13 protein-coding genes and 1 rRNA gene are annotated in these 12,879 nt (G+C 58.9%); 5 read left to right on the top strand and 9 right to left on the bottom strand.

All coding sequences use genetic code 11. The annotated features are described in order from the left end of the window. The first annotated feature begins 35 nt into the window (after positions 1-35). Both IEU99_RS08440 and IEU99_RS08435 read left to right on the top strand, forming a co-directional pair. Complete coding sequence (locus IEU99_RS08440) at positions 36-1,223, top strand: MFS transporter (RefSeq protein WP_128889035.1); 1,188 nt, start codon at positions 36-38, stop codon at positions 1,221-1,223. A 33-nt stretch (positions 1,224-1,256) separates the two neighbouring features. Then, complete coding sequence (locus IEU99_RS08435) at positions 1,257-3,839, top strand: multicopper oxidase domain-containing protein (protein ID WP_128889034.1); 2,583 nt, start codon at positions 1,257-1,259, stop codon at positions 3,837-3,839. Between the two features lie 3 nt (positions 3,840-3,842). Here the strand turns inward: IEU99_RS08435 and IEU99_RS08430 are convergent, their stop codons facing one another. Next, positions 3,843-5,285, bottom strand: coding sequence for a TM0106 family RecB-like putative nuclease (locus IEU99_RS08430; protein ID WP_128890752.1), 1,443 nt, complete (start codon positions 5,283-5,285; stop codon positions 3,843-3,845). A gap of 81 nt (positions 5,286-5,366) precedes the next feature. Here IEU99_RS08430 and IEU99_RS08425 point away from each other — a divergent pair, with 81 nt between their 5' ends. After that, on the top strand, positions 5,367-5,999 hold the full coding sequence (locus IEU99_RS08425) for a DUF6474 family protein (RefSeq protein ID WP_128889033.1): 633 nt from the start codon (positions 5,367-5,369) through the stop codon (positions 5,997-5,999). Positions 6,000-6,087: 88 nt separating this feature from the next. Here the strand turns inward: IEU99_RS08425 and IEU99_RS08420 are convergent, their stop codons facing one another. Both IEU99_RS08420 and IEU99_RS08415 read right to left on the bottom strand, forming a co-directional pair. After that, the gene (locus IEU99_RS08420) at positions 6,088-6,726 is read right to left on the bottom strand and encodes a LuxR C-terminal-related transcriptional regulator (RefSeq protein WP_123959206.1); all 639 of its coding nucleotides are present in this window, start codon (positions 6,724-6,726) and stop codon (positions 6,088-6,090) included. A gap of 35 nt (positions 6,727-6,761) precedes the next feature. Continuing rightward, the gene (locus IEU99_RS08415; RefSeq protein ID WP_128889032.1) at positions 6,762-7,952 is read right to left on the bottom strand and encodes a sensor histidine kinase; all 1,191 of its coding nucleotides are present in this window, start codon (positions 7,950-7,952) and stop codon (positions 6,762-6,764) included. Here IEU99_RS08415 and IEU99_RS08410 point away from each other — a divergent pair. Beyond that, positions 7,951-8,463 (top strand): DUF2020 domain-containing protein, encoded by a 513-nt coding sequence (locus tag IEU99_RS08410; RefSeq protein ID WP_128889031.1) that lies wholly within the window; start codon positions 7,951-7,953, stop codon positions 8,461-8,463. The genes IEU99_RS08415 and IEU99_RS08410 overlap by 2 nt on opposite strands. On the opposite strand, the gene IEU99_RS08405 is transcribed toward IEU99_RS08410, so the two are convergent. The 5 genes from IEU99_RS08405 to IEU99_RS08385 form a co-directional block, all read right to left on the bottom strand. Then, positions 8,460-8,612 carry a hypothetical protein gene (locus IEU99_RS08405; RefSeq protein WP_164931118.1) on the bottom strand — a complete coding sequence of 51 codons (153 nt, stop codon included), beginning with the start codon at positions 8,610-8,612 and terminating at the stop codon, positions 8,460-8,462. The two genes, IEU99_RS08410 and IEU99_RS08405, sit on opposite strands and share 4 nt — an antisense overlap. A 3-nt stretch (positions 8,613-8,615) precedes the next feature. Further along, a complete protein-coding gene (locus IEU99_RS08400; RefSeq protein ID WP_128889030.1) occupies positions 8,616-9,365 on the bottom strand; it encodes a class E sortase in 750 nt (249 codons plus the stop codon). After that, a complete protein-coding gene (locus tag IEU99_RS08395; protein WP_128890751.1) occupies positions 9,365-9,991 on the bottom strand; it encodes a TetR/AcrR family transcriptional regulator in 627 nt (208 codons plus the stop codon). Before IEU99_RS08395 ends, IEU99_RS08400 begins: the two co-directional genes overlap by 1 nt. A 131-nt stretch (positions 9,992-10,122) precedes the next feature. After that, on the bottom strand, positions 10,123-10,383 hold the full coding sequence (locus IEU99_RS08390; RefSeq protein ID WP_128889029.1) for a GlsB/YeaQ/YmgE family stress response membrane protein: 261 nt from the start codon (positions 10,381-10,383) through the stop codon (positions 10,123-10,125). Between the two features lie 223 nt (positions 10,384-10,606). Then, positions 10,607-11,500, bottom strand: a complete 894-nt coding sequence (locus IEU99_RS08385; RefSeq protein ID WP_128889028.1) for a universal stress protein — start codon at positions 11,498-11,500, stop codon at positions 10,607-10,609. Positions 11,501-11,572: 72 nt separating this feature from the next. Between IEU99_RS08385 and IEU99_RS08380 the strand changes: the two genes are divergently transcribed. Further along, entirely contained in the window at positions 11,573-12,568 is a 996-nt protein-coding gene (locus tag IEU99_RS08380) for a pseudouridine synthase (RefSeq protein ID WP_128889027.1), read from the top strand. 48 nt (positions 12,569-12,616) lie between these two features. On the opposite strand, the gene rrf is transcribed toward IEU99_RS08380, so the two are convergent. Then, a 5S ribosomal RNA gene (gene rrf, locus IEU99_RS08375) occupies positions 12,617-12,733 on the bottom strand. Between the last annotated feature and the right edge of the window lie 146 nt (positions 12,734-12,879).

Genomic DNA, 12,879 nt, shown 5'->3' with positions numbered 1-12,879 from the left:
CCCTTCTAGATATATATCTAGAAGGGGGTTTTGCTATGTCCGATACTTCAGGCCTCCGCAGAGGCACCGCCGACTACCGCCGCGCCGTCATCGCCCTCCTCGCGGCGGGTTTGGCCACGTTCAATGCGCTGTATTGCACGCAGGCGATGTTGCCGACCTTGACCCATGCCTTGGACGTGAGCCCGACGACGGCGGCTTTGACCATTTCGGCACCGACGGGCGCTTTGGCGTTGTGCATTGTGCCGGCATCGATTCTTTCTGAGCGTTTTGGCCGCGGAAAGGTGCTGATTATTTCTGCGCTGTTGGCCACGTTGGTGGGCTTGGCGCTGCCTTTGGCGCAAAACGCACCTACTTTGGTGGCCTTGCGCGGGCTGCAGGGGGTGTTCATTGCTGGTGTGCCTGCGGTGGCGATGACGTGGTTGAGCGAGGAGATCGCCGGGGTGGATCAGCCGCGGGCGATGGGCATTTATATTTCTGGCAATGCCTTGGGTGGGCTTTTGGGCCGCATGATTCCCGCCTTGTTGCTTGAGGTCACCTCGTGGCGCTGGGCTTTGTTTGCTGCGACGGTATTGGCCTTTGTGATGGCCGTGTTAATGGCGTGGCTATTGCCCTATCAGCGTCGTTTTCATCCTCGGGCTTTGCACCTTCGCGAGGAGATCGCTGCGATGGTCGGCCATTGGCGTCGCCCGGAGTTGGCGCTGTTGTTCTTCTTCGGTTTCGCGGGCCTGGGCGTGTTCGTGTCGCTGTATAACTACGTCGGTTTCCGCATGATTCACACCTTCGGGCTTTCCGAGGCCTTGGTTGGTCTGGTGTTTTTGCTCTATTTGGCTGGGTCTTGGAGTTCGGCTCGTGCGGGTGCGTGGATGCAGCGCGTCGGCCGTGGCCCGGCGCTCACCTATGGCGCGGTGGCGATGGTGTTGGGTCTTCTGCTTTCGATGCCGGCGCATTTGTGGCTCACGTTGTTCGGGATGCTTGTTTTCACGGCGGCGTTTTTCTTCGTGCATTCCACGGCATCGAGTTGGGTGGGGCGCATTGCTACGCATCACCGCGCTGAGGGGGCGAGCATGTATTTGCTGAGTTATTACGTTGGCTCCTCGGTGTTGGGTTGGTTATCGGGTTATCTTTTTGCCTCGTTGTCGTGGGTGGGTTTCATCGCCGCGATCATGGTGTGGCCTGCATTACTGGTGGCTGCTTCGCTGCTCTTGCGTCACAAAGCTAGTTGATCCGGAAAAACCCGGGGTTTAATCTTTAAGGTTATGAGCGATCAAACTTCCGGACGTTTCTCCCGGGCTGCGTGGCACCGCAAAGCCTCCAAACCCGTAACGATATGGTTGATCGCACTCGTGCTGATAAGCCTGGTGCATTGGGCTATCCCGAACTATCGCTGGCTTCTGATCCACATGTTCACGCTCGGCGCGCTGAGCAATTCCATCATGTTGTGGTCGCAGCACTTCACCGAAAAGTTTTTGCACCAGCAGCTTGACGACGCCACCCGTCCGCTTCAAATCCTGCGCTTCAGGGTGCTCAACGCCGGCATCGTCATTACCCTCATCGGCCAGGTATTCACGGCAATACCGGGGCACTGGATTCTCACCTGCATTGGTGCCACCGTCATTGGGCTTTCCTTGGCGTATCACGCCTGGTTCCTAGGGCAGCAATATCTGCGCGCCGATCGCACGCAACGCTTTGCCCCTTGTGTGCTTGCCTATATCGGCTCGGCATCATTCCTGCCGTTTGGCGCCCTGTTTGGCGCGTTGATGGCAGCGGATGTGGGCTGGAAAGAGGAGCTGAAATTCGCCCACCTCACGGTGAATCTTTTGGGCTTTACCGGCTTTGCCGCCATCGGCACGCTCATGTTGTTATTCCCCACCATCTGGCGCACCCAATCTGGTGGGGAGCGCCCCAAGCTGGTGCTCACCTTGATGACCATCGGCGTGGTGGACACCGTCATTGGTGGGCTCCTGGGCGCAGGCCCTTTCGCCGCCATCGGCTTAATGACGTACCTGTGCGGCGTGCTCATCGCCGCCTGGGATTGGTTCGGCATGGTGCGCAAGGTGCTGGCCGATCCTCGCGATCGCGTCACCTTCTCCAGCATCTCGGTGGCCATGGCGCCACTGTGGCTGATCGGTTCCCTCCTGGTGCTATCGGTGCGCTGCCTTAGGGCTCCAAGCTTCTCGGAGCTTAATTTGCCCACGATGGCCCTGGTGATCGGCTTTGCCGCACAGTTGCTCATCGGCGTGATGAGCTACCTCTTGCCCTCCAATATTGGTGGCGGGCCTGCAGCCACGCGCACAGGTTTGGCCGTCTATGACCGCGCCGGTATCTTCCGCTCCACCTTGCTCAACGTAGGCCTTGGCATCTGGTTGATCACCGATCACTCCTGGTTGCGAGTCACCACCTCCATCTTGGCCCTAGGCTCCTTGGCCGTGTTTGCGGTGCTGACTCCCCTGGCGGTGAAGGCGCAGCTTGGTGTGATTCGCAAGAAGCGCGAACCCATCGAGGCAAAGCAACGCCCCGCTTGGGGCCAGGCCACAGCCGCCTTGGCGGTGCTCGCCCTGGCAGTGGCCAGTTTTGGTGGCCTTGGCGCCGGTGGGCAAAACAGTACCGTGGCGGCTCCCCAGGCTGTCGACGCCACCGGCGAAGTCACCGAAATCAATGTAGAAGTATCGGGCATGCACTTTGTGCCCGATGTGCTCGAAGTGCCCAAGGGCAATAGCTTGAGGGTCAATTTCACCAATACTGGCGATCAAGCACATGATCTGAAATTTGCCAATGGCGTGGAATCCGGGCGACTCCAACCGGGCGAGTCCGCCACCTTGGAGGTCGGCACCATTAGTGAGGCCATGCAGGGCTGGTGCACGGTGGCAGGCCATAGGCAAATGGGCATGGAATTAAGCGTGGTTCCTAGCGGTGACGCTGTTGCCGCCCCGAAGGCTGGCGGTGGGCAGCAGGAGGCGTCGACAAGCTCCCTGGTGAACCCAGATGATCTCAACTCTGAGCTGATCATCGATCCCGTCCTGCGTCCGGCGAAGGATCAGAAGGTGCATAGGGTCACCCTTGATGTTTCGGAAATTGCCATGCCCATTAGTGAGCAACAAAGCCGCGGGCGTTGGACCTTTAATGGCAAGCTCATGGGGCCGGTGCTGCGCGGCAAGGTCGGCGATCGCTTCGAAGTCACACTGGTAAACAATGGCACCATGAGTCACTCAGTAGATTTTCATGCTGGCATGGTCTCACCAGATCCCGTGATGCGCTCCATCGAACCGGGCGAATCACTGCAATATAATTTCACCGCCGAGCACGCCGGCGCCTGGCTCTACCACTGCGGCACAGCGCCGATGAGCCTGCACCTCGCAGCCGGCATGTACGGGGCCTTGATCGTTGATCCCCCAGATCTCGACCCCGTAGACCACGAATACTTCCTGGTGCAATCAGAGGTCTATGGCCTTGAAAGCACTCCGGAAAACCCCGTCGATACCGCATTGCTTGCAGCCAATACTCCAAGCGCGGTGGTATTTAATGGCCTCGAAAACCAGTACCTGGCCAAGCCCATCAAGATCAAGCGCGGCGAAAGGGCACGCTTCTGGCTGATCAACGCAGGCCCCAATAAGGCCTTGAGCTTCCATATTGTGGGCACCCAATTCGATACCTCCTACAAAGAAGGCGCCTACCTGCTGCGCAATGCAGAAGGAGGCGGCGCATCGCAGGCGCTGGACCTGCTGGCGGCACAGGGCGGTTTTGTAGAAGCGGAATTTACAGAACCCGGCACCTACACCATGGTCAATCACCAGTTCATCGACGCAGAACGCGGCGCCAAAGGCCAGATCATCGTCGAATAGCGCCTAGGCCCGGGGAGCACCCGGCGCGCCCGCATCAAGCCACCGTCGCACCGCGGCGGTGGCTTTGCAATCATCGGCGTTATAGCGCAGCAGCGTCTCCTGAGCGCCTTGACGATACAGATCCACACTCGCCTCGCCATCAATATCGTCTTTCCAGTGATAGCCTGCCACCGGCGCCACCACCTTCAAACCCAAACCAAAAGGCCCCGCCAACTGGGATCTCACCTGAGCAAACACATCGATCCACTCATCGGAGGCAATAAACGCCCGCACCTCCTGCTCACTCGGCACACCCGGATACTTGCCGTGGAAACGCCGAGCCGAAAACTTCAACCAGTGATTCTCGCCGTGCGCCGAATAGCAGTACACCCCAAACGAGCCCTTCGCTGCTGCTTTACGACGCATGAGCCAATCCCAAAAACGCGCAAAATTCTCGGCCTCCTCACGGCCACCCAACTCGCCCCACGTGGCAAAAGGACGGTACTCGTGCCCATCAAAAGTGCCCCATAAATACGCCCCCTGATCGAGGTAGGCCTCCACATCAATATCAATTTCCACGTCCCGGCGCGGGTGCTGGGGCTTCTCGGTAGTCACGAGCACTGGCTCATGGTTGCGCCATGCCTGTGCCAGGCGGCTGGGGAGGCCAAGGTTGGCGTCGATAAGCTCTTGGACGCTTTCAATCCCCTCTTCTAGATATATGCTCGAGCGGCCGCCCGGAAGGACGAGGGAGATATGGTCGCGGGCTTGAAGCTCCGCTTTGCACTTTGGCCAAAAACGGCAGCTTGCGCACTCTTTCACGCGATGGGCGTGGGTGGGAGTTGGGCCTTGGAGCGTGGTGTCGAGGCCCTGCTGCAGATTCTTCGTGGCGATGATGTAGGCCACGGCACGGTTTTGCCCGATAAGGCCACCTTCGGGGCAGGCAATGCCCATGCGCTCCAAGGCGCGCGCAGCCATGGCCACCGCATAGGAATCCACCGCGTGATGGCGAATCTTCGCATGCACACTACGGGGCTGGCCAAGCCCAAGGCGCGCGGTGGGGATGGTGAGCACTTCTTTTTTGGGATCAGGGCGGGCGATGCGGTGATTGCTAATTATCACCGGCATATAGTGCTGCTCTGCCCTTCGCACGAGCACATCCACGTGCACCTGCCAGGATTTGTCATGATCTTCGCCTTCGAGCACGGCGTTGGTCACCATCGTCGCACCGGCCGCCAGCGCCTCGAGGGTGGCAAAAAAATCCCCCTGGGCGTCGATGCGAAGAAAGCGCTTGGGATCGCCCTTGGCAGGCGCGGTGGGCAGTAGCGCCATCACCGCCTCCCGAGCCTCTTGGACGCGCTCCTGGCGAGCCAGGGAGGACTCAGTTGGGGGCAGATCAGGAAAACGCTCCTGCTGCACACGGCGATAGCGACACCCCACCAGGTCATGGGGTGCCCACGGCTTCTCCAGATCATTCACAATGAATCCAGACTATTGCACGAAAACGAGTAGTGTTGAATTGATTCGACGGAAAGGTTTGTGAGAGCACACATGGGACTTTTGAAGAAAATCCGTAAAGCACGCCGAGCAGCCAAGGTAGAGGCCAAAGCCGCCAAGGCTCGCGCTAAGCAAGAAGTAAAAGAGGCGTCCAAGCTCAAGCAGCGCCAGCACAAGCTGCTAGCCAAGCAAGAAAAGGCTTTGGTGAAAGCCGAGCAAAAAGGCCTAAAGGCCAAGAGGAAGCACGAGCGCAAGCTAGCCGAAACCAAGCTCGAGCAAATGAAGGCCGGGCGTTTTAATAAGGACAACGTCAAGCGCTACGCCGGTGCTACCCGCGCGATTGCCCCCTTTGCACTGCCCCTGCTCTACCGCGGTGCAATGTGGCTGCGCCAGCAATTAGATAAGCAACGCGCCGAACAGCTTGGTGTGAAGGTGGAACACCTCGATCACTACACCGGCCACGGCGCTCCGCTGCGCGCCCGCATCGAAGGTATGCGCGATAGCCTCAAGCAGGGTGAATTGCCCAAGGGCTTCGTCACCGATGCCGAGGATCGCCTTGATGATCTCGAAGCGGCAGTCAATAACGCTGAGAACATGACCACCGAGATGCGTACCCGTAGCCACCGCAGCATCGCTAAGGACCTCGACGAGCTCGCTCGCCACATCCAACAAAAGCTGCGCGGCTAAGAAACACCCGCACGCACAATGGGCTCCCGTAGGAGCCCATTTTTTGTTGCCAACGCCCGGATCGGCGCGGCCTCTAAGCTATGGCGCGCTAGAGCACGCCCTGTTCGCGGGCCATCGCTACCGCCGAGGTACGAGAGCGCACACCAAGCTTGTCGTAGATATGCACCAGGTGGCTTTTCACGGTTGCCTCTGAAAGCAGCAGGGTGCGACCAATTTCGCGGTTGGAAGAACCGGCAGCCACAAGCTTTAATACCTCGAGCTCGCGGGGAGTCAGCGAGGTGCGTGGGGTGCGCACGCGAGTCATGAGTCGATTGGCCACGGTAGGAGAAAGGGTGGAGTCGCCCTCTGCCGCGGATCGCACGGCAGCAATGAGCTCCTCGGGTGGGGCATCTTTGAGCAGATATCCCAAGGCGCCGGCTTCGATGGCGCCCAAAATATCAGCATCGGTGTCGTAGTTGGTTACCACCAGCACATGCGGTGGCTTTTCCATCGTGCGCTTGATCTCGGCAGTGGCATCGGCACCATTGCTCATGCGAGTGCCAGCCATGCCCGGACCAAAGCGAAGATCCATCAAGATCACGTCGATACCACCGGCTTGCGCTGCCGCCACCGCGGCATCGGCAGTGGCTACCTCACCAATGACCTCGATATCACTTTCGCTTTCCAGCACGGCCCGAAGCCCGAGCCGCACAATCTCGTGATCATCGGCAAGCAACACACGAATCATCTGTTATCCCTTCCATACGACAACTCCTGGCAAGTTTACCCCTCACCCGGGTCATCCGAAGGGATGGGTAGCACCACCGATATGGCGCAACCTTGCCCGGGTGCCGACTCCACCACCAATTCGCCCTGCTGCTCCGCCGCACGTGAGCGCATGGCATCAATACCGATATGGCCCAACCCCGCCGGCCTGGAACGTAAGGCCCCCGGATCAAAACCAATGCCGTTATCAACCACGTCGAGGCGAACGAGGGTGGGTTCGTAGCTTAGGGTCACCCGGCAGCGGGTGGCCTGTGAATGCTTCTGAACGTTACCCACTGCTCCTTGATATATACGTAGAAGAGAGGCTTCGGTGCTCATGGGTAATTGGCGCTCATCGCCTTCAATATCAATCTCCATCTCAATGCCCTCCACCTGCGCCGCCACGCGATGCAGTGCCCCGTCGAGTGAGGTTTTGGATAGGGCGGCTGGTTGGAGGGCGGCGATGATGGCGCGTGCTTCGCTGAGGTTATCGGCTGCGGTGTGGCGGGCGAGTTCGATGCGTTGGAGGGGGCGTGTTTTGGCGCTGTTGTCGATGTCGAGGTTGTTGATGTCTTGTTCGGCGACTCGCAGCAGCATTTGGATGCTGGAAAGTCCTTGGGCGAGGGTGTCGTGAATTTCGTGTGCGATGCGTTGGCGTTCGGCGGCGATGCCTGCGGCGCGTTCGCTATCGGCGAGTTGGTGGCGTGTTTCGAGGAGTTCTTCGATGAGTGCTTCGCGTTCTTTGGCGCCTCGCCAGATGGCTTGGAGCGCCATGTTGATGCCGATGACGACGGCTGCCGAGACGGTTGGCCCCATCACCGCGCCGATGGTGAGGTTGGGCCATTGGCTGACGATGGCCACCACGGTCACGCCGAAGACGGCGAATACGCCTCGAATATCCGGAAGGGCTCTGAGGTAAAGGAAAAACAGGGGGAAGACCATGTACACGGCGACGGGCAGTACGGCGAGCATGGCGGCCCAGACGATAGTCATCGTGGCGAGCCAGGCGAGTTCGAGCCAGCCGCCGCGGATGGATTTATAGGTGCCGTAGGCGTAGACGAGGGCGAAGATGGAGGCCAGCACCACGGCGAGGATGGCGTCGCGGCGGTGGAGATCGATCACTCCGATGAGTGCGACGAATAGCAGCACGGAGGTAAGCACGTTGACGGCGCGCAATAATCGGCGATCAGTCTCTAGGCTGGGATACATGAAACGTACTCTAATCGCTTGTGCCTTGGTGCTGAGCGCTTGCTCGACCGCGCCGGAAGCACCCAAGCAGGAGGCTTCGCAGCCAAGTCCTGCCGCTATTGCCCCTGAGACCATGCCGGAGCTTGTCGACGCCCCCTGCCCTTATCTCGATGCGCAGTGGTTGGCAGAAACGAATGGCCAGAAGGTGACGCGCACTGGTGTAGATGAGCGTTTTGATCCCCCGGCCTGTGGCTTTTGGGGTTATGGCGAGTTGCCTCAGGCCACGGTGTTAGTCCGTCATATGCCCGATGAGCAGCAGGCCCGTGCGGTGGTGGATTGGGCTGCGCCCATTGATAGCACTGAACCGGCAACCCTGCCGGGCGGTTGGGATGGTGGCCGTGCAGGTGGCCCCGATGGGGCGGTCTTCGCCGTGCAACGCGGCCCTGTGGCCGTGGTGGCTTGGAGTGATCAGGCGCAGTCGCTCAAAGCCCAGCTCATTGCTGAGCAGGTGATTGGCAACCTCGGGCTTTAGACTGCCACGTCGTTATAGGGCATCAGGGAAGATACCCAGGGAAAGACCACTTCCATGAGCAGGAAGAACACGGCGATGGCGATGATGAGGGCCAGCAGCGCTTTCACAGGCTTTGGGCCGGGCAAAAGCTGCCAGAGTTTGGCGTACATGGTTTAGGCCTCCATCACTGCGGGGCGTGGCCCGTCTTTGGGTAGCGATTCGGTGAGCATGCCGTGGATGATCATGCGCTCGGCATTGGAAAATTGCGGGTGGCAGGTGGTCAGCGTGATGATGGGTTCGAGCTCATCAATATTGGCATCGACGACATTGGGCAACGGGTCGATCACGCCCACATCACCCGGGGTGGTGATGATGCGGCCCTGTACCCCGGCATAATCGCCTTCAGCCACGCGCCCAAGCTGCTCTTGGTGCAGGCAGGCCGCGGCCTCCTGGTTTCGGGTGGCGGGGTCGGTGCCCATGGGCAGCACCCGATACACATCCCAGCTATCGCGCGTCTCGATGACGATGGCATCGCAGCTATTGAGGTTGCCGAGGTCATTAAAGGGCGCGCCCTTGCCCACGCGGTGGCCGGCGATGGCGAAGTTGCCGCGCTCGCCGGGCATTTGGGTTTCTGGGTAGTGGCCAGGGCCTGCAAGCAGGGCCTCGTCATTGGCTCCTTCTACCACTGCAAAGGCAAAGTCTGAGCCGAAGGCCGGGATATACATATTGGCAAAGGCATCGCCAAGCTCGAGGTTCTTGTGGCTTCTCGGGTTCTGCCAGCGCTGCTGCATCTCTGCGCTGACTTCGTCCTGAGCGCGGCCTGCGGCGATATTGGTCCAATAGGCTTCGTAGAAGGCGAAGAGCAATAGCAGCACGCCCACCGTGGCGAGGATCTCCCCGCAAACTTGAGAAAACTTATTCATTAGATCGAGTAATCCGCTGGAGGCGCCGAGAGCAGTTGCTGGGCGAGTTCGCGCGCGGTGCGCAAACTATCGGTGGATTGGCTCAGCCTGGACCCGGCAAGACCACCATCGAGGAAGATCATCAGTTGCTGGGCCTGCACATCGCCGGGGTAACCGTTTTTCTCGGTGAGCAGCTCGGTAAGCGTGTCTTGGCACCAGCGCCGGTGCTGTTGGACAGCCTCGACGATTCCGCGCTCAGAGTCGCTTTCTGGGCGCGGGTACTCATTGGCTGCGTTTTGGAAGTGGGAGCCGCGGAAATCGCTCTCGGGGGCTTCTTCGATGCACTGGTCGAAGAAGGCGAGGATCTTATCTTCCGGGGCGCTCATATCAGCGGTGCGTTCGGCGTAGCGGGTGCGCCATTGTTCGTCGAGGGACTCGAGGTAGGCGATAACGAGTGCGTCTTTGGATCCGAAAAGGCTATAGAGGCTGGCTTTGGCCACATCGGCTTCTCGAAGGATGCGGTCGATACCGATGACGCGGATGCCTTCGGTGCTAAACAGGCTCGTTGCGCTAGCGAGTAGGCGCTGCCGTGGGCTGGGCCTATTCTTCCTCGACCGTCCCGTGCGTTTTTCGCCTGCCACTGCCAGAACCCTTTCCGTTGTTTTGTCCCTACACACTATAACTGAACAGATTGGTCTAGTCCACGGTCTAGGCACGCAAAAGAGGCGGTGGGAATCAATTCTCCACCGCCCCTTTTGGGCTTAACTATTGGTGCACGTTACTTCTTGGTCACCAACTGAACGATGCTGAGCGCGATAACAGCACCAAGCAAGCAGGTAAGGAAGCTGAAGATCAGGCCGCCGTTTTCAACGTCTACGCCGAAGATGTTGAGCAGGAAGCCACCGAGCAGACCGCCAACAACACCAACAACGATGTTCAGGCCAATGCCCTGCTGAGCGTCGGTGCCCTTAATCTTCGAAGCGATCCAGCCAGCGAGGCCACCGATGATGATCCAGCCAAAGAAACCGAGTCCGAGCATGAGTATCTCCTTTTGTTGTTTTAAAAACGCCAAACGCCGAGCGATTAGCTGACGTTTATCTGTCAGGAGGTACTTTAATGGCTTTTTGCCAAAAAGCAACGCCATTTCCGGGCAGAACGGGTTGTGATCCGTTTTGTTATCTTTTGATTTCGCCCGGATAAGGGAAAACGCGCCGAATATAACAATTTCAGCAATTGTTGAACACGGCGCGTTTTTTGCTTAATTAGGAGTCTTCGCGGGGGCGCACAACCACCATCGGGCAGGGAGCCGATTGCAGCAACGCACGGGAAGTAGAGCCCAGCAGCATGCCACGGAAGCCGCCGCGACCGTGGGAGCCAACGACGAGCAACTGTGCGTCACGGCCGTGCTCTACGAGGGCGCGAACGGGACGATCGCGGGTAATCACCATGTCCACGGCCACATCTGGGTACTTGTCCAGCATGGGGGCGAGGCGCTCTTCTAGAAGATGCTGTTGCTCATCTTCGATGGTGTCCCACTCCTGCTGTGCTGCAGCAAGACCAGCCAGCGATGCCTGCACCTGCATGTCCATCCAGGTGTGGATGGCAACGAGCTTGGCGCCACGTGCCTGCGCCTCTTCGAAGGCGAACTCGGTAGCACGCTGGGATACCTCGGAGCCGTCGACGCCGACCACCACGGGGCCGTACTTATTGGAGGGGGTGACGTCATTATCTTCACGCACCACGACCACCGGGCAGCTTGCGTGGCTGACCACGGCGGCAGACACCGAACCCATGACCATGCCAGACAGCCCGCCGAGGCCGCGAGAACCCATGACGATCATGGTGACGTCCTTGGAGATTTCCAGGAGCATATCGATCGGTGAGCCCTCGGCAATGACGTAGCCGATCTTCAAATCAGGGGCGACTTCCAAGGCCACCTTTTGGGCTTCTTCGATATGTGCCATGGTTTCGGACTGGAGCTCGTCGAAAAGCTCCTGTGGAGGCACCATGCCCTCGGCATACAGGAATTGCGGCATGGTGTAGCTCGCGGCGAGTTTGAGGGGAACACCACGCTTCGCCGCGGTATTTGCGGCCCAACGGATTGCATTGGTTGAGGCTTCAGAGCCATCGACAGCGACAACGACCATGTTTTCCATGATGGAACCCTTTCTACGCCACGGAACCTCCGGGGCTCACTTCCATGGTAGCTATTACTAGGATCGGTATCCATGCATGAACGCCGAATTTCCGTACAACGGGGGAACCCACCCCTGGGTGTGCGCGATGGACTCACCGCCAGCCGAGTCCGAGTACCGGAAAACCACGCTGGTATCAGCGCATTCGACTTTGTATGGCATTTGGTTCGCACCCAACGCCACCGCCATCCAGAAGACAATGAGGCGGCCGTGGCACAACGCTTTGCCGACGGCCTGGTGGTGATCGGCCCGAAATATCGCTATGCGCGCCCAGAAGAAGCCCTGCAGGCCGGCGAAGACGTGTGGTTCTACCGCACGCCAGCACCCGAACAAAAGGCCCCTTTTGCTTGCAAGATCATCCACGAGGACGAAGATATTGTGGTGGTGGATAAACCACCGTTTATGGCCACCATGCCGCGCGGGATGCACATTACAGAAACGGTGACGGTGCAGATGCGCAGAGCCCTCAACAACGGCGAGCTCACGCCGGCTCATCGCCTGGATCGCAATACCGCTGGCGTGTTGCTGATGACCAAGCGCAAAGAACTGCGTGGACGCTATCAAGATCTCTTTGCCAAACGCGGGGTGGAAAAGACCTATGAGGCTCTAGCGCCTATCGGTGATACAAAGCCCGGTACGTGGTGGGAAAACCGCATAGAAAAAGTGGCAGGTGAAGTCCAAGGCCATATCGTTGCTGGCAGCGTGAATGCTAGGACCTTCGTACAGGCAGTAGAGCCACTCGATACCGAGCAGCAGGCCATTGCCGAGGCCATGCACGGAAAACTACCAGCGCTTGCGCGATACGTACTGCAGCCCTACACAGGCAAGACGCACCAATTGCGTTTGCACATGTGGCACGCAGGCCATGCCATTGTGGGCGATCCTGCGTATCCGAAGGTGATTCCTCACGGCAGTGAATCCTTTGACCAGCCGATGCACCTATTAGCGAGTATTTTGCGCTTTGAAGATCCGATCAGTGGCGCCGAGCGCGTTTTTCATTCCAGCCGGAACATTTTGAGGCTGACATAGCAAAAACGCACCCTGGTGGGGGTGCGTTTTTGGTGTTGTGAAGTTGTTGGTCGGCGGTGTCTTACTCTCCCACACCCTCCCGGGTGCAGTACCATCAGCGCTATCGGGCTTAGCTTCCGGGTTCGGAATGGGTCCGGGCGTGACCCCGATGCTATAACCACCGACACGATTTATTTGTTGTTGTTGTGTTGGTTTGCCTGTTGTTGGGGGTGTTGTGTCAGGACTGCATAGTGGACGCGAAAACTTGTGATACCCATTGGTGTGTTGTGTGGGTGTGTTTTGGTGTGTTGTTCGGTGGATTAGTACCAGTC

This window comes from Corynebacterium pelargi, assembly GCF_014635485.1.
Lineage (GTDB): Bacteria > Actinomycetota > Actinomycetes > Mycobacteriales > Mycobacteriaceae > Corynebacterium > Corynebacterium pelargi.
This window is presented reverse-complemented; position numbering and strand designations above follow the sequence as displayed.

Bases quoted from the DNA above. Each gene is read 5' to 3' on its own strand.
- IEU99_RS08410 (WP_128889031.1), top strand. From the start codon at position 7,951: ATGAAACGTACTCTAATCGCTTGTGCCTTGGTGCTGAGCGCTTGCTCG.
- IEU99_RS08420 (WP_123959206.1), bottom strand. From the start codon at position 6,726: ATGATTCGTGTGTTGCTTGCCGATGATCACGAGATTGTGCGGCTCGGG.
- IEU99_RS08405 (WP_164931118.1), bottom strand. From the start codon at position 8,612: ATGTACGCCAAACTCTGGCAGCTTTTGCCCGGCCCAAAGCCTGTGAAA.
- IEU99_RS08400 (WP_128889030.1), bottom strand. From the start codon at position 9,365: ATGAATAAGTTTTCTCAAGTTTGCGGGGAGATCCTCGCCACGGTGGGC.
- IEU99_RS08380 (WP_128889027.1), top strand. From the start codon at position 11,573: ATGCATGAACGCCGAATTTCCGTACAACGGGGGAACCCACCCCTGGGT.
- IEU99_RS08390 (WP_128889029.1), bottom strand. From the start codon at position 10,383: ATGCTCGGACTCGGTTTCTTTGGCTGGATCATCATCGGTGGCCTCGCT.
- IEU99_RS08440 (WP_128889035.1), top strand. From the start codon at position 36: ATGTCCGATACTTCAGGCCTCCGCAGAGGCACCGCCGACTACCGCCGC.
- IEU99_RS08385 (WP_128889028.1), bottom strand. From the start codon at position 11,500: ATGGAAAACATGGTCGTTGTCGCTGTCGATGGCTCTGAAGCCTCAACC.
- IEU99_RS08435 (WP_128889034.1), top strand. From the start codon at position 1,257: ATGAGCGATCAAACTTCCGGACGTTTCTCCCGGGCTGCGTGGCACCGC.
- IEU99_RS08415 (WP_128889032.1), bottom strand. From the start codon at position 7,952: ATGTATCCCAGCCTAGAGACTGATCGCCGATTATTGCGCGCCGTCAAC.
- IEU99_RS08425 (WP_128889033.1), top strand. From the start codon at position 5,367: ATGGGACTTTTGAAGAAAATCCGTAAAGCACGCCGAGCAGCCAAGGTA.